Source organism: Pyruvatibacter sp., from assembly GCF_040219635.1.
Taxonomy (GTDB): domain Bacteria; phylum Pseudomonadota; class Alphaproteobacteria; order CGMCC-115125; family CGMCC-115125; genus Pyruvatibacter.
The window spans coordinates 144,523-165,080 of record NZ_JAVJSC010000002.1; the positions used below are offsets into that span (position 1 = coordinate 144,523).

The 20,558-nt window shown below is 59.5% G+C and carries 22 protein-coding genes; 3 read left to right on the top strand and 19 right to left on the bottom strand.

Annotation, left to right across the window (positions count from 1 at the left end; all coding sequences use genetic code 11):
• Positions 1-22 precede the first annotated feature (22 nt).
• Positions 23-403, bottom strand: a complete 381-nt coding sequence (gene yajC / locus RIB87_RS01640; protein WP_350142831.1) for a preprotein translocase subunit YajC — start codon at positions 401-403, stop codon at positions 23-25.
• A gap of 238 nt (positions 404-641) precedes the next feature.
• On the opposite strand from yajC, the gene RIB87_RS01645 reads away from it, so the two are divergent.
• Positions 642-1,523, top strand: a complete 882-nt coding sequence (locus RIB87_RS01645) for an ATP-binding protein (RefSeq protein ID WP_350142834.1) — start codon at positions 642-644, stop codon at positions 1,521-1,523.
• Positions 1,524-1,545: 22 nt separating this feature from the next.
• Here the strand turns inward: RIB87_RS01645 and RIB87_RS01650 are convergent, their stop codons facing one another.
• From RIB87_RS01650 to RIB87_RS01720, 15 genes are all read right to left on the bottom strand, one after another.
• Entirely contained in the window at positions 1,546-2,565 is a 1,020-nt protein-coding gene (locus RIB87_RS01650; RefSeq protein WP_350142837.1) for a peptidoglycan DD-metalloendopeptidase family protein, read from the bottom strand.
• Between the two features lie 157 nt (positions 2,566-2,722).
• The gene (locus RIB87_RS01655) at positions 2,723-3,400 is read right to left on the bottom strand and encodes a protein-L-isoaspartate(D-aspartate) O-methyltransferase (protein WP_350142840.1); all 678 of its coding nucleotides are present in this window, start codon (positions 3,398-3,400) and stop codon (positions 2,723-2,725) included.
• Positions 3,401-3,402: 2 nt separating this feature from the next.
• Positions 3,403-4,230: a 5'/3'-nucleotidase SurE gene (gene surE, locus RIB87_RS01660; protein ID WP_350143515.1), complete on the bottom strand. Its 828-nt coding sequence runs from the start codon at positions 4,228-4,230 to the stop codon at positions 3,403-3,405.
• A 56-nt stretch (positions 4,231-4,286) separates the two neighbouring features.
• Positions 4,287-5,591 (bottom strand): serine--tRNA ligase, encoded by a 1,305-nt coding sequence (gene serS / locus RIB87_RS01665; RefSeq protein ID WP_350142842.1) that lies wholly within the window; start codon positions 5,589-5,591, stop codon positions 4,287-4,289.
• Between the two features lie 78 nt (positions 5,592-5,669).
• Positions 5,670-6,491: a twin-arginine translocase subunit TatC gene (gene tatC, locus RIB87_RS01670; protein ID WP_350142844.1), complete on the bottom strand. Its 822-nt coding sequence runs from the start codon at positions 6,489-6,491 to the stop codon at positions 5,670-5,672.
• Positions 6,488-6,802, bottom strand: coding sequence for a Sec-independent protein translocase protein TatB (gene tatB / locus RIB87_RS01675; RefSeq protein ID WP_350142846.1), 315 nt, complete (start codon positions 6,800-6,802; stop codon positions 6,488-6,490). The genes tatC and tatB overlap by 4 nt, the downstream gene beginning before the upstream one ends.
• Before the next feature lie 27 nt (positions 6,803-6,829).
• The gene (locus RIB87_RS01680; protein WP_350142848.1) at positions 6,830-7,072 is read right to left on the bottom strand and encodes a twin-arginine translocase TatA/TatE family subunit; all 243 of its coding nucleotides are present in this window, start codon (positions 7,070-7,072) and stop codon (positions 6,830-6,832) included.
• Positions 7,073-7,123: 51 nt separating this feature from the next.
• Entirely contained in the window at positions 7,124-8,236 is a 1,113-nt protein-coding gene (locus RIB87_RS01685) for an ABC transporter ATP-binding protein (protein WP_350142851.1), read from the bottom strand.
• A 42-nt stretch (positions 8,237-8,278) separates the two neighbouring features.
• On the bottom strand, positions 8,279-9,127 hold the full coding sequence (scpB, locus tag RIB87_RS01690; RefSeq protein ID WP_350142853.1) for an SMC-Scp complex subunit ScpB: 849 nt from the start codon (positions 9,125-9,127) through the stop codon (positions 8,279-8,281).
• Positions 9,124-10,002, bottom strand: coding sequence for a segregation and condensation protein A (locus tag RIB87_RS01695; RefSeq protein ID WP_502943197.1), 879 nt, complete (start codon positions 10,000-10,002; stop codon positions 9,124-9,126). The genes scpB and RIB87_RS01695 overlap by 4 nt, the downstream gene beginning before the upstream one ends.
• Before the next feature lie 67 nt (positions 10,003-10,069).
• Positions 10,070-11,077 (bottom strand): beta-N-acetylhexosaminidase, encoded by a 1,008-nt coding sequence (gene nagZ, locus RIB87_RS01700; protein ID WP_350142857.1) that lies wholly within the window; start codon positions 11,075-11,077, stop codon positions 10,070-10,072.
• Entirely contained in the window at positions 11,077-11,880 is an 804-nt protein-coding gene (locus RIB87_RS01705; protein ID WP_350142859.1) for an SPOR domain-containing protein, read from the bottom strand. The genes nagZ and RIB87_RS01705 overlap by 1 nt, the downstream gene beginning before the upstream one ends.
• Before the next feature lie 50 nt (positions 11,881-11,930).
• Positions 11,931-13,697, bottom strand: a complete 1,767-nt coding sequence (gene argS, locus RIB87_RS01710) for an arginine--tRNA ligase (RefSeq protein ID WP_350142861.1) — start codon at positions 13,695-13,697, stop codon at positions 11,931-11,933.
• A 76-nt stretch (positions 13,698-13,773) separates the two neighbouring features.
• Entirely contained in the window at positions 13,774-14,976 is a 1,203-nt protein-coding gene (locus RIB87_RS01715; RefSeq protein ID WP_350142863.1) for a deoxyguanosinetriphosphate triphosphohydrolase, read from the bottom strand.
• A 2-nt stretch (positions 14,977-14,978) separates the two neighbouring features.
• Positions 14,979-15,434: a YtoQ family protein gene (locus RIB87_RS01720; protein WP_350142865.1), complete on the bottom strand. Its 456-nt coding sequence runs from the start codon at positions 15,432-15,434 to the stop codon at positions 14,979-14,981.
• Positions 15,435-15,570: 136 nt separating this feature from the next.
• Here RIB87_RS01720 and erpA point away from each other — a divergent pair, with 136 nt between their 5' ends.
• Positions 15,571-15,933, top strand: coding sequence for an iron-sulfur cluster insertion protein ErpA (erpA, locus tag RIB87_RS01725; protein ID WP_350142867.1), 363 nt, complete (start codon positions 15,571-15,573; stop codon positions 15,931-15,933).
• Here the strand turns inward: erpA and RIB87_RS01730 are convergent.
• From RIB87_RS01730 to RIB87_RS01740, 3 genes are read right to left on the bottom strand one after another with little or no spacing between them, the layout of a single operon-like run.
• Complete coding sequence (locus RIB87_RS01730; protein WP_350142870.1) at positions 15,930-16,907, bottom strand: hypothetical protein; 978 nt, start codon at positions 16,905-16,907, stop codon at positions 15,930-15,932. The genes erpA and RIB87_RS01730 overlap by 4 nt on opposite strands.
• Before the next feature lie 11 nt (positions 16,908-16,918).
• Positions 16,919-17,734 carry an enoyl-CoA hydratase/isomerase family protein gene (locus RIB87_RS01735; protein ID WP_350142872.1) on the bottom strand — a complete coding sequence of 272 codons (816 nt, stop codon included), beginning with the start codon at positions 17,732-17,734 and terminating at the stop codon, positions 16,919-16,921.
• A gap of 55 nt (positions 17,735-17,789) precedes the next feature.
• Entirely contained in the window at positions 17,790-18,323 is a 534-nt protein-coding gene (locus tag RIB87_RS01740; RefSeq protein WP_350142874.1) for a gamma carbonic anhydrase family protein, read from the bottom strand.
• Between the two features lie 153 nt (positions 18,324-18,476).
• Between RIB87_RS01740 and RIB87_RS01745 the strand changes: the two genes are divergently transcribed.
• Positions 18,477-20,555: a PhoX family protein gene (locus tag RIB87_RS01745; RefSeq protein WP_350142876.1), complete on the top strand. Its 2,079-nt coding sequence runs from the start codon at positions 18,477-18,479 to the stop codon at positions 20,553-20,555.
• Positions 20,556-20,558: the final 3 nt, after the last annotated feature.

The following is a 20,558-nucleotide window of genomic DNA, read 5'->3' on the forward strand; positions in this document are numbered from 1 at the left end:
AGGCATACCGGGCGTGATACCGCTACGACTTGGTGCCCGTATCGGTATCGTCTGCTTTGTTATTCGCAGCCTTGGGTGGATCTTTTGGTGCCGGCTCTGTTTTGGAGCGCACGTCAGACAGAGTGCTGCGCACCACGCGCACCCGCGTGCCCTCAGCGATCTCAACCTGCACTTCGGTTTCGTCCACTACCTTGGTGACCTTGCCGATCAGGCCGCCAGCCGTCACCACCGTGTCACCGCGGCGCACAGCTTCCACCATCGCGCGATGCTCCTTGATGCGCTTTTGCTGAGGCCGCAGGATCAACAGATAGATAATCGCAAAAACGATGATGAACGGGAAAATCGTCACCAGAAAATCAGTTCCGCCGCCCGCTGTCTGCGCATATGCCGGGGTAATGAGCATCAAAGTCTCCGCCTTGAGGAAAGTCTGCCGTAAACCGGCAAAATACGAGCCGGGTTCCCGGCAGTGCGCGCGGACTATAACGAGGCATTCAGGCTTTGAAAACCAGTGCCCGGACGTTCACAATACCCTTGGAAAGGTACGGTTTTTCAGCGTTTAGGCCCGCCATGATATTGTGCGCGGTGCGTATCAGCACATAACCGGACAATACCCCCACCAAAAACGGAGAATCACCACACCCATGGCCGATGGTACCCAGCCCCCAGATATTACCGGTCAGGTACTCCCGCTGCTTGAACGCATCGCCCGTGCATTGGAGGCGCAAGCCAGTGCACCCGACCAGGCGGCAGACCTGCTTTCCGCCGATGCGTTCATCTGGAACGGCGATACCGCAACGTTGATGCCCGTGAAGGACGTGGCGCGTGTTGACCTTGGCCTGCTCCACGGCATCGACCGTGCCCGCGACACGCTGCAGGAAAACACCAGGCGCTTTGCCGCCGGTCTCCCGGCCAACAACGCTTTGCTGTGGGGCGCACGCGGCATGGGGAAAAGTTCTCTGGTCAAGGCTGTGCACGCGCGGGCGGCGGCAGATGCGCAAACGCCACTGGCGCTTGTTGAAATACACCGCGAGGATATTTCCTCCCTGCCCAGGCTGATGACGCAACTGCGCAACGTTGATCGCAGGTTCCTTATTTTTTGCGATGACCTGTCGTTTGACCAGGCAGACAGAAGCTACAAATCCCTCAAGGCCGTGCTGGAAGGCGGAATAGAAGGCCGACCCGCCAACGTGTTGTTTTACGCCACATCAAACCGCCGCCACCTGATGCCGCGCGATATGGTGGACAACGAGCGCCAGCGCGCCATCAACCCGACGGAAGCCGTTGAAGAAATGGTGTCCCTGTCAGACAGGTTTGGCCTGTGGCTGGGGTTCCATCAATGCTCGCAGGACGAGTACCTTGAAATGGTGAGGCAATACGTCAGGCATTACTCGCTCAATCATCCGTGGACGGACATCCGGTCGGAGGCGATTGAGTGGACCAATACGCGTGGTGCCAGGTCTGGCCGCGTAGCCTGGCAGTTTGTGCAGGATCTGGCTGCGCGTTTGGGGCGCACACTTGAATAGTGACTTGTGAATAGTGGCTTGGCTAACGTGAGGCTACGTTGTTACCCAGATAGCTCATCGGGTTGACCGGTTTGGAGCCGCGCCGCACTTCAAAGTGAATCTGCGGCTCACGCACGCCACCCGAAGAGCCAGAGTGCGCAATTTTTTGGCCGCGCGATACAATATCACCACGTGAGACCAGCAGGTCTGTGTTGTGGGCATAGGCGGTCACGTAGCCATCCTGATGGCGCACAAGCACCATGTTGCCGTAGCCCTGCAACTCGTTGCCTGCGTAGGCCACCACGCCATTATCGGCGGCAACCACCGGCGTTCCGCGCGGGACGCGAATGTTGATACCGTCATTGTGCAGGCCGCCTTCCTTGGGGCCATAGCTTGAAATGATGCGTCCTTCAGCCGGCCACAGGAAACGCCCGGCACGCGCAGGCGGTGCCGGCAGGGTTGGTTTCGCGCGCGGTGTCGCAACACCACGGGCGGGCCGTGCATTTGGTTGCGGCACAGTCGCTGATGCGTTTTGCACGGGAGGAGCCTGACGGCGAGCAACATTTTGCCCGCTGTCAGGCATCCAGCCCCCCACGCGAAGACGTTCACCCACATAGATCGGATACGGATTGCGCTTGTTGTTGAGGCGTGCCACTTCGCGTGTGGTTGTGTCGTAGGTCAGGGCGATTTCAGACAGTGTGTCACCATTGCGTACGCGGTGAACACGCGGCACGGGCACAGTCAATTTTTGACCTTTGTAAATTGTGTAGGGTGCTGAAATGCCGTTGGCCTGTGCCAGCGCCCGCATCGGTACATTGTGGCGTTCCGCCAGAATGGACACGCTGTCGCCCGACCGCACGACAATTGTATATGGCTCCGTCGGCGCTGCCGATGACCCTCCATATGTTGCGACGGGAACACCACGATTACCTGAAGGTGCCGCGCACGCGCCCAATACAGCAAGACCCGCCGTCAGCATGACAGCCAGTGATACCGCCCGCGATGCGCCCCGGCTACCGCTTTCGCGCTTCAAAGGGCGTGCTAGTGCTGAAAAAATCGACATCGAACCCGTATCCCAAACCCGTCATTTGCGCGCATACTTTTCGCGTTGGAATGAAGCCTGCGCAAAATCTCGGATGCAGTTTGGGATCATTTGGTTAATGAAGATTGGACTGCGGGCACAAAAAAGTGTGCGACCGCAACATCCGCCACAAAAACCGCTAAAGTTCGCGGGCTACACCATCCACCAATGGCACAAAACGCACCGCAATAAGATCCTCGCGGGTATAGCCGTCGTCGGTTTTGGTAATTTTGGCCAACATCTGACCACTACCCTGGGACGTGGCCTGAGACGCAGGCACATCAATCGGCACAATGGCGATGCCACCGGTTTTGAGCTGGTCAACAAGCAGCGTCGGCACTTCACTGGCTGCCGCTGTGACGATGATGCGGTCAAACGGTTGCTGCTCCGGCCAGCCTTTCGTCCCGTCGCCCGCCCTTGACGTAATGTTGGTGAGCCCAAGCCGCGCAAACCGCGCCTCGGCTTCCCTGAGCAGGGTGCGGTAGCGCTCGACGGTGTAAAGCCTGCGGCACAGGCGCGCCAGAACGGCTGACTGGTAGCCGGAGCCGGTGCCGATTTCCAGCACCTTCATTCTGTCGGAAACACCCAGCTTGGCAGTCATGAACGCTACCACATAGGGCTGACTGATGGTCTGGCCACACTCGATGGGCAAGGCGCTGTTCTCATAGGCCTGACCCTCAAAGGCTGCCTCAACAAACACCTCGCGCGGGGTGCGCTCAATTGCGCCCAGCACCTTGCCATCGGTAATGCCCTGGCGGCGCAACGTCATGATGAGCTGGATAATGCGGGACGGGTCGCCCCCGGCACTCTCGCTCATGCTCACCGCGTGGCCTTCTTGACGCCGCGCGCGCTCACGACCACCGGTACAATGGCTTTTGGTGGTGTGCCGCCAATTTCTTTCGCCATCGCGCGCCGGGTGGTTTTGTGGGTCAGGTCCATATGCAGCGGCGTTACTGAAATACGCCCCGCATAGATTGCCCGCAGGTCAGTGCCCTCTGCCGGGTTTGACGGGATCTTGCCAAAGCCCAGCCAGTAATAAGGCGTGTCACGCGCATCCATGCGTGTTTCAATCAGCGCGTTGTTCTGGTCCCGCTTGCCCTGAACCGTCACCTCCACTTCCTCAACGGAGGCTGCGGCCACATCGGGGAAGTTGACATTCATCAGCACGTCAGCGGGCCAGCCCATTTCAACCAGCTTTGAAACAAGGGCCGCCCCGTGATGTTCGGCGGTTGTCCATTTCACCTTGGCGCGACCTTCAAATCCATAGGCCTGGCTGAGGGCAATCGACGGAATGCCCAGCGCCGTGCCTTCCATGGCGGCCGCAATGGTGCCGGAGTAAGTCACGTCATCGGCAATGTTCTGCCCGCGATTGACCCCCGACAACACCAGATCAGGCGGCGTATCCGCCATTACTTCATGCACCGCCATCAGCACACAGTCCGTCGGCGTGCCGGACACCGCAAAGCGGCGCTTGTTGATTTTGCGCAACCGTAGCGGGTGCGCCAGCGTCAGCGAATGGCCGGCGCCTGATTGTTCTGTTTCAGGGGCCACAACCCACACATCGTCAGACAACGCATTGGCGATTTTCTCAAGTGTCTTGAGGCCTGGCGCATGAATGCCGTCGTCATTGGCGCACAGAATGCGCAACGGGCGGGTGCCGCCGTCAGCAGTCTCGATAAGCAGCTTGCCGGATTTTTTCAGGGTCACGCACGGGCTCCAAGGTCAAGTGTTTCAATGCCACCCATATAGCGCTTGAGGACATCAGGCACTGCCACAGACCCATCCGCCTGCTGATAATTTTCCAGCACCGCCACCAGTGTCCGACCCACCGCAAGCCCTGAGCCGTTGAGCGTATGCAAATACCGCGTGCTCTTTTCGCCCTCAGGCCGGAAGCGTGCATTCATGCGGCGCGCCTGAAAATCACCGCACTGCGAGCAGGACGAGATTTCGCGGTAGGCGTCCTGCCCCGGCAGCCACACCTCAAGGTCATAGGTTTTTCGCGCGCCAAACCCCATGTCGCCGGTACACAGCACCATGGTGCGGAACGGCAGTTCCAGCCGCTTGAGAACTTCCTCCGCGCAGTGTGTCATGCGCTCATGTTCATCGTTTGACGTTTCCGGCGTCGTGATGCTCACCAACTCAACCTTGGAGAACTGATGCATGCGGATCATGCCGCGTGTGTCGCGCCCGGCAGACCCCGCCTCCTTGCGGAAGCACGGTGTAAAGGCTGTGTAGCGCAGCGGCAGGTCGTCGGCTGAATGAATGGCTTCGCGTGCAAGGTTGGTGAGTGGCACTTCCGCTGTTGGTATCAGCCAGTGCGCATCTTCGTCGTCGGGCGCGCCGGTCTTGAACTGATCGTCAGCAAACTTGGGCAACTGTGCAGTGCCATACATGGCCGCATCTCGCACCAGCATAGGTGGGACAACTTCGGTGTAGCCAAACTCGCCCGTGTGCAGATCAAGCATGAAATTGGCCAGCGCCCGCTCAAGCCGCGCAAGCTGACCGCGCAATACCACAAACCGCGCGCCGGACAATTTGGCGGCTGTTTCAAAATCCATCAGGCCGCCCGCCTCACCCAGATCAAAGTGTTCCTGTGCGGCAAAGTTCAACCGGCGCGGTTCAAGATGGCGGCGGATCTCGACGTTCTCAGTTTCGTCGTTGCCTGTCGGCACATCATCCAGCGGGATGTTGGGAAGAGCCGCCAGGATCCTCTCAAGTTTTTCGTCAAACTGCCTTTGGCGATCTTCGCCAGCCTGAATGTCAGCCTTGAGCCCGGCGACTTCATCAATCAGCTTTTGCGCAGCGTCGTTATCTCCCTGCCCCTTTGCCTTACCTATTTCCTTGGAGGCATCGTTTCGGCGCGCCTGTGCGTCCTGCAACTCCTGAATGAGTGTGCGGCGCTCCTCATCGATTTTCAGAATAGCTGCGGCTTGCGGCGGCAGACCGCGCTTCGCCATTCCTGCGTCAAAGGCATCAGGGTTGTCGCGTATCGCTTTGATGTCGTGCATGGGGGCGAATCTCTCAAGCGCAGCCGGAAAATTGCGCCCCTCTATACGACGCTGTAGCGCACCCGGTCCAGACAAGGGTCAGGCAGTTTTGCCGTCCGTACCTGACGCGGCTTTCGCAGCGCGTTTCCTCTCAATCAGCCGCACACCGATGATTGAAATCTCGTAGAGCAGGATGATGGGCACACCAAGGCCAATCTGGCTGATCGGGTCCGGCGGTGTCAAAATAGCCGCTGCCGCAAACGCCCCGACGATTGCGTATTTACGCTGCTTGGCAAGGGTCGCCGACGACACCAGCCCTGCCCGGCCCATCAGCATCAGCGCAACTGGCAACTGAAACGCCAGCCCGAACGCAAAAATGAGCGTCATTACCAGCGACAGATATTCGTTCACCTTGGCTTCGAGTTGAATGGGCAACGCGCCATCACCGCCGGGTGCCTCGAACGACAAGAAAAACTCTGTCGCCACCGGCATGATGAAATAAAACACCAGCGATGCGCCGAGCAGAAACAGCACGGGCGTAGCTGCAAGAAACGGCAAAAACGCCATGCGCTCGTCTTTGTAAAGTCCCGGCGCAACAAACATCCACAATTGCCCGGCAATGATGGGAAATGCCAGACACAGTGCGCCGAACAGCGCGACTTTGATGTAGGTGAAAAACGTTTCCTGCAGGGCTGTAAATATCAGTCTGCGTCCCGGCTCGCCCGCCAGCGCATCCGCCAGCGGTTGGGTGAGGAACCGGTAAATGTCTTCGGCAAAATAAAACGTGACGCAGAATGCCAGCACGAACCCGATCATGGATTTGATGAGCCGGGTGCGAAGCTCAATCAGATGATCCAGAAGCGGCGCGCGGCTGGCCTCTATGTGCTCCGTGCCGCTACGGCCACTGTCGCCCCCGCTCAAGAGGATTCTCCGGATCCGGAAGAAGCGGATTTAGTGGAAGATTTTTCATCTATCTTGGAATCGGGACGGATGGGGGGTGGCGTTTTGAGAATGTCGCCTTCGCCTGCGCGGTCTATCTCGCGTTTAAGGTCTTCAAGTTCGGCATCGCGCGCGATGTCTTCAAACCCTTTTTGAAACTCAGCCGCCATTGCACGCGCACGTGCCATGTAGCGGCCTAACGTCGCCATCAGGCGCGGCAGATCCTTCGGCCCCACCACGACCACCGCCACGATGACGAGAATCATGAGTTCTGGCCAGCCGATATCAAACACGTGCTTTGATCCGCCTTATGGGGTGGCTTAGTTCTTCATCGTTTCGCGGCGCGCGGCGTCTTCAGCATCCTTCGCAGCATCCGCCTGGATGGTTTCGCCCTCAATGGTCTTGCCGCTGTTCTTTGCGGTCGTCTCATCCTCGGCCAGGCCCTTGCGGAAGCTCTTGATGCCCTGTGCAACGTCGCCCATCAGGTCAGAAATCTTGCCGCGACCGAACAGCAAAATGACCAGCGCAACAACAATAAGTATTTGCCAGACGCTCAATCCCATAACGGGTACTCCCAAGGCTGGGGCAAAAGCGCCCCGTTACTCTCTATCCTCTCAGATGGCCTGCGTGGCGGCAACCTGCAACCCCGGCGTATCATCTAAAGGCCCGGTTTCGTGGCTCTGTGAAGCATTCCGGGTAAAAATCAAAGCTCTTTCAGGGGCTGCCGCCGCGCGCACCTGGGTTCCGTCCTCTGGCAGCCATGCGCCGCGTACGCGAACCTGTACCAGTATATCGTGCCCGCCGATTTCGACTTCGATGAGGCTTTCCTCGCCCAGCATCCGCGCCCGGCGCACGGTGGCAGCCACGCCGATGCCGCCGCGCCCAAGCGCAATGCCCGTTGGTCGCAGCACGACGGTAACGGCGGTCCCGTCCGCGTGATCGGGAGCGGGAAAGGTGCCCAGCGCACACGTGACCACACCGTTTGATACTCTACCGGCGCACTGGTTCACATCGCTGAAAAAAGCTGCGGTCTCAGGGTCCACCGGCCGATAATACAAGTCTTGCGGCGTGCCGATCTGGACCAGGCGTCCGTTCCGCAGCAGTGCGATACGGTCTGCCATTCGCATGGCTTCTTCAGGGTCGTGGGTCACAAGTAATGCGCTTGCTCGCGATTGCTCAATCAAGGTCAGCGCTTCGTCACGCACACTGTCGCGCAGGCGATTGTCGAGGCCCGAAAACGGTTCGTCCATCAACAAAATGCGTGGCCCCGGCGCCATCGCCCGTGCCAGTGCCACGCGCTGCTGTTCGCCGCCGGACAGGGCATGAGGATGAGCCTTGGCGTACCTTGCCATGCCCACACGCTCCAAAGCACGCGTGGCAATGGAGGTGCGCGTGTCTTTAGGGTGCTGATGCAGGCCAAACTTGACGTTGTCCAGAACAGTCAGATGCGGAAATAGCGCGTAGTCCTGAAACATCAGCCCGACGCCGCGTTTCTCCGGCGGTACAAAAAGCCCCGGTGCGGCCACCGCGCTGCCGTCAATCTCGACGCGCCCCGATGTGGGCCGCTCAACGCCTGCCGCAATGCGCAGCGTTGTGGTCTTGCCGCAGCCCGACGGGCCGAGCAGACACACCACCTCGCCGCCTGCCACCTCGAGGGAAATATCCTCCAAGGCCAGAAGACTATCGTATTTGTGGGCAATGCCGCTGAATGAAAGGCGTGGCGTCATGTGCGCCACAATAGAGCGTATGTTGCCAAGCTCAAATGCGACTTATTCCCGGTTCTCGCCGTCCGGCGTCGCCGCATCCAGCGCCTGGGTGTCGGGTGCAGGCACGACCTCGTCATCAACCTCGGCAATCAGAAACTCCTCGCCGCTGTCATCGTCGGCGAGTTCTTCCTCGTCGTCGTCAAGCTGGGCATCGTCGGGTTGTGGCACCGAGAAGTCCGGCGGCAGACGCGCATCAAGCAGGCCCGCGGCCTTGAGATCATCAACACCGGGCAGGTCGCGGACGCTTTCGAGACCGAAATGCACCAGAAACTCGTCGGAAGTGCCGTAGGTCAGCGGGCGGCCGGGTGTTTTGCGGCGACCACGCAGCCTGATCCAGCCGGTTTCAAGCAGCACATCAAGTGTGCCAGCAGAAACAGAAACCCCTCTTATTTCCTCAATTTCCGCGCGCGTGACCGGCTGGTGATAGGCAATAATCGCCAGGGTCTCCATCGCCGGACGCGACAGCTTCTTCTGCTGCACGGCTTCGCGTTGCAGCAGAAACGACAGGTCCTCGGCTGTGCGCATCAGCCACTTGCCACCCACCGGCACAAGGTTGACCCCGCGCGGGGCATAAAAAGCCTGCAACTCGCCAAGCAGCGCCTTTACGTCGGTTCCTTCGGGCAGCCGCTGCGCCAGGCTCTTTTCATCCAAAGGCTCTGACGCCGCAAATAGCAAGGCCTCGACCATACGCAGGGTCTTGGTGCGGGTCTCATCAGAAATCACCGCGATATTGGACGGCTCATCAACGCCCAACGCCACATTGGCGGCGTCCTTTTCGCCGTTCTCGTCCGCAATATCGTCGTCATCGTGATGCATATCGTGTTTTTCAGCCATCCGCGGGGCGTTTGTCATCGGGTATTTCCGTTTGCTTGGGTGGCAGTGCCAGCATCAACAGTGTCAGGATCAACAGGTCTGGGGGCTCTGCGTCGCACATACAGGGGTGCAAAAGCAGATGCCTGCCGTAATTCAATCTTGCCGTGTTTGGCGAACTCAAGGCTGGCAGAAAAGGTGCTTGCAAGGCCGGAACGACGGCTCTTTCCGTGTGTAAATGCATCCGGCAGCAGCGTATCAATGCGGTCCCAATCAATGAGAACGCCCAGCATGCTTTCAAGCCGCTTGCGGGCATCTTCAATGGACAGCACCGGCTGGCGCGGCATTTTCAGTGTATCGATCTTCTGGATCGCCCGCTGCGTGGCATAGGCTTTCAGCAGGTCGTAAATCTCGGCCTTGTAGAGGCTTTTTTTGATAACGGTCACGCCCTCGGGCATCCCGCGGGCAAACACGTCGCGGCCCATCCTGTCACGGGCCATCAGCTTGGCGGCACTCTCCCGCATGGCTTCCAGCCGTTGAAGACGGAATGCAAGGCGCGCGGCAAGTTCCTCGGCACTTGGCTCCTCGTCCTCATCGGGTGGTGGCAGCAGCAGACGGCTTTTGAGATAGGCCAGCCAGGAGGCCATCACCAGATAGTCTGCCGCAAGCTCCAGCTCCAGTTCCTTGGCGGCTTCAACAAACGCCAGGTACTGCTCCGCGAGCTCAAGAATGGAGATCTTGGCCAGGTCAACCTTCTGCGACCGCGCAAGCGTCAGCAGCAGGTCGAGCGGTCCCTCATAGCCGTCAACGTCCACCACGAGCGCCCGCACGTCCGGGGCGGCATCGCCTGTGGATGCGTGCCCCGCTGATGTACGGGGGGCACCGCTCTTGAAATCATAAACTTCGCCGGGGCTCAAAACCTGTCCTCTTGGTGTGAGGGTCTGCTCAATCAGGCTCCACCGTCTGCCCTGTGCAACGCCGGCGTCAAGCACTTGCGCCCAGAAGTTCATCCCATCTGTGAAGTGCTGACTTAAGTGATTCGGTTGGGCATGGAATACGGCGGGAAAGTGCGGATTCTGATCTCAGGGTAGCCGCCGCCGTGAGCGCGGATGTGGCCGCAGCAACATCCTTCATCTCATCCATATGGCCATTGCAGTGCAGGACGATGTCACACCCTGCCTCAAGCGATTCGGTCACACGACGCGCCATCGGCCCCCCCAGTGCCTTCATGGAGAGATCGTCGCTCATCAGCAGCCCGTCAAAGCCAATGTCGTGACGTATGATGTTGATGACAGTCTCGCTGGTGGTTGCGGGACGCGCATCATCCAAAGCTGAAAACACCACATGTGCTGTCATGCCCAAAGGCAGGTCGCTGAGCGCCTCAAACGGCTTGAAATCGACCTCCTGCAAGCTTCTAAGGTCGGCATTCACTACCGGCAGGGCCTCATGGCTATCCACGCCTGCGCGCCCGTGACCGGGAATGTGCTTGAGAACGGGTAATACGCCGGCTTCCTCAAGCCCGGTTGCCGCCGCCCGGGCCAGCGCAATGACCTGCTCAGGCGTCTCGCCGTAGGCCCGGTCGCCGATAATATCGTGGGCACCGGGCTGGGGCACGTCGGCCAGTGGCACGCAATCCACATCAATGCCCAGCGCCTTCAATTCAGCACCAATGAGAAAAGTACCCAGGCGGCAGGCTTCCAGCCCGGCGGCCTGATTGCGTTCAAACAAAGTGCCATACACCCGCGCCGGTGGGTGTGCCCGCCAGTGGGGTGGTTTGAGCCGCGCGACACGGCCGCCTTCCTGATCAATGAGAATGGGCGCGTCCCACCCGACTGTCTCGCGCATCTGGGCGCACAAAGCCGCGACCTGCGCAGGATCATTCACGTTGCGGGCAAACAGAATGAACCCCCAGGGGTCAGCATCCCTGAAGAAGTGCTGTTCGGCATCTGTAAGCGACAGGCCCTCGCAGCCGTAAATCGCAGCCTGCGTCATCAGCGGCGACGCACCAGGCAGTCAGTTCCGGCGGCCTTGAGCTGGCCACAGGCTGTGTCAGCAGCAGCCTTGGTGGCATAGGTCGCGGCCCGTAGCCGATACCAGATGCCCCGGTCGCCAAGGTCAGCCCGCTGAACATCAGCCGACGCGCCCGCCAGAATGGTTGGGTGTTTGCTTTGCAGCCCGGCCCACTCGGTTTGTGCACGGGCATTATCGCGGAAAGCGCCAATCTGAATGACCCAACCACCCGCTGCTGTAGTTGGTGCCGGTGTTGGTGCCGGTGTGGGTGCCGGTGTTGGGGCTGGGACCGGCGTTCGAGCAACAGGTGCAGGCTCTGCAGGCGCGGGTTCGCTCACCACGGGCGCCTCAGCCTGCGCAGGGGGATCAGCCGCCACAGGCGTTGATGGCGTCACGGGTTCTTCAGGCGGCGGCAGCAGCCGCTCAACACCGCTTTCAGCCTCTTCCCCTGGCGCATTGCCCGTTATGCGTTCAAAAATCTCTTTGTCCTGATGCGGTATTTCCATGCCGCCGGGGTCTTGCGGGGCAACTTTCTCAGGCCCTCCATCGGCCCGCACAATTGGCGGTGCCGTGCGGATGCCTTCTTCGCGCCCCTGCTGGTAGGCAAAGTAAACAACACCCGCCAGTGCCACGAGCACCGCCAGCACCACGAGCAGCATCAGCCAGCCACGGCTGGGCGGCTCGTCGTCTTCGTCGGTTGCATCATAGGTATCCAAGGTGTCCACCATCACAGGGTCGAACGCACCGCGTGAATATCTGTCGTCATCACGATCCCTATCGGACATGGGGTGTTCTCCTGATGCTTGTGCGCGCGCCTTGGGCCATGAAAGCCGCTTCAGCGCATTTCCCTAACTGGTGTAACGCCCAGAATACCAAGACCCGCCGACAGCGTGACCGCCACCGCGCGAATCAACGCCAGACGCGCCATCGTAACACCCCGCTGATCCGTATGGATAAACCGCAAGCGCGCGTCATCTTTGCCTTTATTCCAAAGTGCATGGAACCCGGCCGCCAGTTCCTGAAGATAAAACGCCACACGATGTGGCTCATGGGCGTGCGCTGCTTGCTCTACCAGCCGTGGAAACGCGGCCACCTGCTTTATCAGCGCCAGTTCGGTTTCATCACCGAGCACCGACAGGTCAGCTTTCGCAAGCGCTGCATCTGACAGATCGGAATCCGCAAAATCATCCCCCGCCATCCGCATCACGGAGCAGATGCGGGCGTGAGCGTATTGCACATAGAAAACCGGATTGTCTTTTGATTGCTCCATCACTGCGGCGAAATCAAAATCGAGAGGTGCGTCATTCTTGCGCGTCAGCATGATGAACCGAACCACGTCGCGGCCCACCTCATCCACCACATCACGCAGCGTCACGAACTCGCCTGACCGCTTTGACATTTTGACCGGCTCGCCGTCGCGAAACAGCTTCACCATCTGGCAGATTTTGACGTCGAGGGCACCTTCGCCATCTGAAAGAGCCTTCACGGCCGCCTGCATACGCTTGATGTAGCCCGCATGGTCCGCGCCCCACACGTCAATCATGTCGGCAAAGCCGCGCCGGTATTTGTCCAGATGGTAGGCAATGTCAGCGGCAAAATAGGTGTGTGTGCCGTCAGACTTCTTCATCGCCCGGTCAACGTCATCGCCAAACTGTGTGGCCTTGAACAGGAGTTGCGGACGCGGCTCCCAGTCGTCCGGCGTCTTGCCCTTGGGCGGCTCAAGCACGCCGGTGTAGAGCAACCCCCGGCTCTCTAGCAGATCGAACGCTTCTGCCAGCTTTGATCCCTGTTCGTCCGCCCGGCCCAGATCACGCTCCGAGAAAAAAACATCGTGATGAATGTTGAGAACGCCCAGGTCGGTGCGGATCATATCCATCATGGCGTCGATGGAGGCATCCTTGACGATGGGCAGCCACTCCGCCTCGTCCATTTTGGTCAACGCATCGCCATGCTGTGTGGCAAGTGCCTTGCCGACGGGCACCAGATAGTCACCGGGATACAGGCCTTCGGGTATCTCGCCAATGTCCTCGCCCAGCGCTTCGCGGTAGCGCAGGAAGGCGGATTTCGCCAACACATCAATCTGGCCGCCCGCATCGTTGATGTAGTATTCACGCGTGACGGCAAATCCTGCCTTGTCCAGCAGGTTGGCCAGCGCGTCGCCAAACACAGACCCGCGGCAATGGCCCACATGCATCGGGCCCGTCGGATTGGCGGAGACGTATTCCACATTGACGGGCCGTCCCTGCCCTACATCGGTGCTGCCGAATGTATCTCCCGCTGTGAGCACGCCGGGCACCTGCGCCCGAACAACGTCCAGGTCCAATGTCAGGTTGATGAACCCCGGACCTGCAACATCTGCCTTGGTTACAGCAGCATCCGTGACGATGGCAGCAGCAATCGCATCCGCAATATCGCGCGGCTTCATCTTCGCCTGCTTCGCCAGTACCAGCGCAGCATTGGTGGCGATGTCGCCATGGGACGCATCACGCGGCGGCTCGACCGTGACGTTTGCAAGGTCAAGATCAGCAGGCAAAACGCCGCTGGTCGCCAGCCCCTCAATGGTGGCCGTCAGCACGGTTTTGATGTCAGAGAAGAGATTCATGAATGTCGCTGTAAGGTAAAAGGCAGTGCGGGTCGATACACCCTTGCAGCCGGTTTGTCATCGGTGTGTCAGACGGCTACCTGAAAATCGGATCGTTCTCGAACATCCGTCGGTGCTCCTCGATGGCAAACCGGTCTGTCATGCCTGCCACAAAGTCGCACACCGTTTCCGCTGTCTGCTGAGTGCGCGCGCCATCCGTGAGCGCCTGCCATTCATCGGGCAGCAAGTTGGGCTCACTCACCAGCAACTCAAAAAGCTGCGTCATCACCCGCTTGGCTTTGCTCATGGAGCGGTTGACGCGGTAATGCCGATACATGCGCTCCAGCAAAAACGATTTCAGCGCTTTGTCGTGGCGCTGCATCTCGTCAGAGAACGCGGCAACCTGATGGTTAGCGTTGCGAATATCATCGCTGCTCGTAGCCCCCAGCGCTGAGAGCCGCCGCGATGTTTCACCGATCACATCCTCAACCATATGAGAAATCAACCGCCTGATGGATTCATGACGCAGCCGACGCGGTGCAAGGCCGGGATAGGCATCGTAAACCTCACGAAACATCTCACCCACCAGCGGCAGCGCCATCAGATCATCAACCGTAAACAGTCCGGCGCGCAGGCCATCGTCAATGTCGTGGTTGTTGTAGGCAATGTCGTCTGACAACGCGGCGATCTGCGCCTCAAGGCTTGCATAGGTGTGCAGATCAAGCGCCTCGAGCCCCTCATACTCCCGAAACGCGCGCGGCAGATGCGCGGTGCTTTGGCCTTTCGAAATTACCGGACCGTTGTGCTTTACAACGCCTTCCAGCGTTTCCCAGGTAAGGTTCAGCCCGTCAAAGTCCGCATAGCGCTGCTCAAGCCGCGTGACGATGCGCAATGTCTGGGCGTTGTGGTCAAAGCCACCATAGCCTTTCATGCACTCCGCCAGCGCATCCTCGCCCGCATGGCCAAACGGAGTGTGGCCAAGGTCATGAGCCAGCGCCAAGGCCTCGGCCAGATCTTCATCAAGGTTCAAAAACCGGCTGAGCGAGCGGGCTATCTGCGCCACTTCCAGCGAATGCGTAAGCCGCGTGCGGTAATAGTCACCCTCGTGATAGACAAACACCTGCGTCTTGTGCTTGAGCCGCCGGAAGGCACCCGAATGGATGATCCTGTCCCGGTCGCGCTGATAGGGCGACCGCGTGCGGCTCTCCATCTCCTCAAACCGCCGCCCGCGCGTTTGGGTAGGGTCGGATGCATACGCCGCACCTGCGTGATCAGATGGTTTGCTCAGAGCCGGTGCCACGCCTACAACGTGCCTTCAATGACATATTTCAGCACGCGCACTACCTGTGCAGGTTCCTGCGCCCAGGCAAGCGCTGCTCCATCCACTTCCTTGAGCGGGTGCCGCAGATCAGGGTCATGGAGCGTGACAATGGGCTTGCCCAGCGCTGCGGCGTAGCCAGCATCAAACGCGGCGTTCCACTGTTTGTATTTGTCCCCGAAACGGACCACCACGATGTCAGCATCCTTGATCAGCGTTGAAGTGCGGATAGCGTTTACCTTGGCACCTTTGTTGTCGAACCAGAACTCATCGTCTTCCGCGCCCAGTATCTCAGCCCCCGCCGCGTCGGAGGCCCCGTGGTCTGTCACCGGAGCCGAGAACGTCACCGGTAGGCCCGCGTCACGAGTGCCGGCCTCAATCTGGTCGCGCCAGTCGGTGTGGATTTCGCCGGAAAGATAAACCCGCCAGGTCTTGCTCATGGGGTGTGCCTCTTCGCTTGGTCGCGGCAGGCCAATGCCCGGTGAATTGACATTCAGGGGCCAGCCATTACCTATTGATAACAGGTTGCATCGCATACCCCTGAGAGCGCGATGCATATTAAGTGAGGGTGTACCCATGAGTGGTGTTGAAGTCGAGAGCAGGCCAGCGGATACGGCACCTTTTGCGGTGACGGCCAATGCGGCCAAGCAGGTCGCAGCCATCCTGTCAGGCGAACCCGCTGGCACCATGCTGCGCGTCAGCGTCGATGGCGGCGGCTGTTCAGGCTTCCAGTATAATTTTACCCTTGAGACCAGCAAAAACGCTGACGATCTGGTCATCGAGCGTGACGGGGCCACCGTGCTGGTGGACGAGATGTCACTCGAATATATGAGCGGTTCCGAACTTGATTATGTGGACGACCTGATCGGCCAGTCTTTTCAGGTGAAAAACCCTAACGCCACCGCATCATGTGGCTGCGGCACGTCTTTTTCGGTCTAGCGCTCCGGACGCGCGCCGGGTGTCGGCACTTCGCCCACACCGCCCCTGAGTGTCATCGGTCCTGAACCCGCACCGCTCCCTTCGGCGGTGCCGCCACCCTCTGCAACCTCGGCGAATATGACCGCTGCCCGCCGCCACTGTTCAAACATCGTCGCATTCATGGCTCCCGCCGTCTGGCAGGTTGCCGCATCTTTTTGGCCTGCATCGCAGGCCATAGTGGTGGTCAGCAACTCCTGTTGAACGGCCAGGCGGGTTTCAAAACTATCATAGGCCTGAGATTCTATGGCGCGCTCGCGCAGCGTTGAGATTGCACTGCAGCCTGCCTGCTGACGTTCAAGTGCCAGTCCGATCGCACGATGGGAAGCGTCAAGTTTCCGTGCAACGACAGCGCTGCACAGACGACCTGCCAGATGCGCCTGCACATGGTCAAACAGCCTGATGAGTTCCCGCTCACGCGGAGCGAGGTTCACATAGTCTTCGGCAAGGTCAGCACCGCTTGCGCCATCCGCGAGCACAACTTCCCCCCGGCTGGTTTCGCGCGGGGCCTGTCCCAGCAACGTATCCACGTCAACATTCTCGCGGGCCAGCGCTGCCTGAACCGCATTGCTCAGATCAGGCGTGCCTGTGTTGTCAGCAGGGATATACAAAAACTGAATACCCAACGGCCGCGGCTCAAGCTGGAAAAAAGCCTGGGTGCCATCGCGCTCCAAAAGCCCCTGAGCACCCTCGCCCACACGCTGGCCGTTGAGTGTATAAACGCGGCCTGACTTGTCGGTGTACTGACCAATAATCCGCCCGTTATCTTCAGCCAGGTTCGCAACCACGCCTTCGCTCATGGCAAACCCGGCATACCGGCCCGCGACACCCTCAGCACTTTGTGCGGAAGCAAACTCAACGTGCAACAAAACCATAGCCGCCAGCAGCAGCACGCCTGGCGTTCTTTTGAATATCAACCCGATGCGGTCAAATGCCAAAATGATGTTTCCTAGCGGCCTTTGAAGTCCGGCTTGCGCTTTTCCAGAAACGCCATCATGCCTTCTTTCATATCCTGCGAACGCATCAGCGGCAGAAGCTGCAAATAGACATGATGAACATGGTCGGGGAAGGTTTCGTTGAGCCCCATCCGCATCATCCGTTTTGAGGCCTGCACGGCCAGCGGTGCGTTCTCGGCAATCTCTTTTGCGAGCGCGCGGGCATGGCTCATCAGTTCCGCCGCAGGGACCACGCGGGAGGCAAGCCCCCACTCGACGCTCTCTTCCGCCGACAGGGTGCGTCCGGTAAAAATCAGTTCGGAGGCCTTTTCCCAGCCGATCATGCGCGGCAAAAACCAGGTGCCGCCGGACTCAGGCACAACGCCGCGCCTGGTAAATGCTGCGGCCAGCTTTGCAGTGTCCGCCATCAGCCGAATGTCGCAGCCCAGCGCTGTATCCATGCCATAGCCTGCCGCGCCGCCATTGACAGCACAGATGGTGGGGGTGTCCATCGCCTGCATGACGGTAGGCGGCGTGTTGCGCAGATCAAGCGTTGCACTGAAAGTGCCCCCACTTATGCCGCTGCTGGACTTTGCTTCTTCAAGGTTGAGCCCGGCACAAAAAGCCCGCCCGCTGCCGGTCAGAATGACACAACGCACTCCGGTGTCCTCCTCTGCGGTCACCAGCAATTCAGTCAACTGCCGCAGCATCGGTCCCGAGATGGTGTTCATGCGCTCAGGCGCGTTCAGGGTGATGGTGGCAATGCACTCATCAACCTCATACAGAACCTCATTCGGTTCAGCGCTGTTCAGATCATGGGCTTCACTCATTTAGCCCTCCCCAATGTAGTCAACTAGCGGTTTTAAGCACTCTAGGCACTAATGCTCAGTCCGCCAACTTTTGCATGGAAACAGCAAATTTGCGCCAGTTTTCAACGTAGTGATGGGCGGAAAACTTGAGCGCGGCGCTGTCTTGCGGCGTCAGCTCGCGCACCACCTTTGCGGGGGCTCCAACAGCCAGAACACCGTCAGGTATTTCCTTGCCTTCGGTCACCAGCGCATGGGCCCCGATGATCGATCCTTTGCCTATCTTTGCGCCGTTGAGCACCGTTGATCCAATCCCGATGAGCGAGCCGTCACCAATAGTGCAGCCATGCAGCATAACCATATGACCAACAGTGACATCCGCGCCGATGGTCAGAGGCATTCCGGGGTCTGAGTGCAGCACCGAGCCATCCTGAATGTTGCTGCGTGTACCGATGCGCATCTGGTCGTTATCGCCGCGCACGGTGGCGTTGAACCAAACGCTGGCATCTTCTTCCAGCAGCACATTACCAATGACGGCAGCGTTGGGGGCCACCCAGTAACGCCCCTGCGCCGGCAGTACCGGCTCCACTCCGTCCAAGCCATAAATGGCCATGCGATATCCCCTGTCTTTGTGCAGTTAAAAATTGTCGAGTCGCCTGCCATTTTGGCACGATGGGCGGCTTCCGTCGCACGTCATTTACACGTCATCGGTTCGGCATAGGTTACGCGGCAGATCATCGCGACCAAACTCAGGAGACTGCCCGTCATGTCCGGCCGTTCAAATACCGATGTCAATTGCGGCGTCATGCTGGAAGACGATGAGAATGTCCGGTCCAGCCCCGTGGGAGCACCCACCTTTGGAGAGGTCGCCGCTGCACGTATGGGACGTCGCGGCTTCCTGAAAGGTGCAATGGGCACTACGGCATATGCAGCACTTGCCATTGCTCCGGCATCCCTGCTGGCCGCCTGCGGGCAGGATGCAGGCGACGAAACCACAGCCGCAGTAGAGCCCGCGCGCTCGCCTGGCTCCCTGCCCTCGTTCACCGAGATCAGCCATGGTGTCTCAACCGACCATGTGGTCGCGCCGGGTTATCAGGCCGACATATTGATCCGCTGGGGTGACCCGGTGGTTGCAGATGCGCCGGCTTTTGTGCCCGGCAGCACCGATGCGGACGCGCAGGAAAAGCAGTTCGGCTACAACAATGATTATGTGGGCTTTATACCGCTGAATGACGACGGTTCGCGCGGCGTGCTGTGTGTCAATCACGAATTCACATCGCGCGACGTGATGTTCCCGTATGACCTGCGGTTCAACAGCCCCGCCGAACTCGCCGAGATGGAAATGGCGGCCCATGGCGGATCCATTGTCGAGATCGCGCGTGATGCGGACGGCATCTGGACCGTTGTGTCGGACAGTAACCTCAACCGCCGCATTTCAACGCGCTCAACAGTGATGAACATCTCCGGCCCCGCCGCCGGCCACGTCCGGATGCAGACAAACGCTGATCCGACCGGCACCAGCGTCATCGGCACAGTCAATAACTGCGCGGGCGGCATCACGCCCTATGGCAGCTACCTGATGGCGGAAGAGAATTTCCATTTCTATTTTCGCGGCAAGCTGCACGACACCGATCGCCAATGGGAAACCGATAGCGAGCTTGCAGCCCTGTGCATGGCAGGTGAGGCAACCCACCCGGAGGCCCGCAACTTCTGCCGCTACGGCGTGGCCATGGGCCGTGGCTACGATTGGGGTCGCCACTTCGAGCGTTTCGATATCAACAAAGAGCCGAACGAGGCAAACCGCTTTGGCTGGGTGGTCGAAGTGGACCCGCTGGACCCCGCCTCAACGCCGGTAAAGCGCACGGCTCTGGGTCGCTTCAAGCATGAAGGTGCTGAAAGCATCATCAACAAGGATGGTCGTCTTGTCATCTATATGGGCGACGACCAGCGGTTTGATTATCTTTATCGTTTCGTCAGCAAAAATACGGTGAATACGGACGACCGTGCCGCCAATTTTGGCCTTCTCGATGAGGGCACGCTGAGTGTTGCCAGGTTCAGCGACGACGGATCGCTGACATGGATGCCGCTCATTCACGGGCAAGGTCCGCTGACCGCTGAAAACGGGTTTGACAGCCAGGCCGACGTGATGATCGAAACCCGCCGTGCAGCAGACCTTCTGGAAGCCACACCGCTTGACCGGCCCGAAGACGTGGAACCAAACCCCAAAACCAACAAAGTCTATGTGGCGTTGACCAACAATTCCCGCCGCACGCCGGGTCAGACGGACGCCATGCAGGACCGTGGTCCCAATTTCTGGGGCCTGATCGTCGAGCTGTCGCCGCCCGATGACGACCACGCAGCTGATACATTTAGGTGGGACATCCTGGTCAAGGCCGGCGATCCGTCGGTGCCGCAGATTGGTGCCAAGTTCTCACCCTCGACAAGCGCCAATGGCTGGTTTGCCTGCCCCGACAATCTGGCAATTGATCCGTCAGGCCGCTTGTGGGTGACCACTGACCAAGGTTCTGGCTGGAGCCAAACGTCGGGTACCGCCGATGGTGTTTGGGCACTTGGCACACATGGCGACCAAAGGGGTACCAGTGCCATGTTCTACCGTGTGCCTGCTGGTGCAGAAATGTGCGGCCCATGTTTTACGCCAGACGGCGAAACCCTGTTTGTGGCGGTGCAGCACCCCGGAACAGACGGTGCTCTGGCTTTTGAGCCGCACGGCCGTGCCTCGACCTTTGAAGACCCGATGACCCGCTGGCCGGATTTTGATGATGCAACGCCGCCGCGTCCGTCTGTCGTTGCAATCCGCAGGCAAGGTGGCGGGCCTATCGGTTGATGG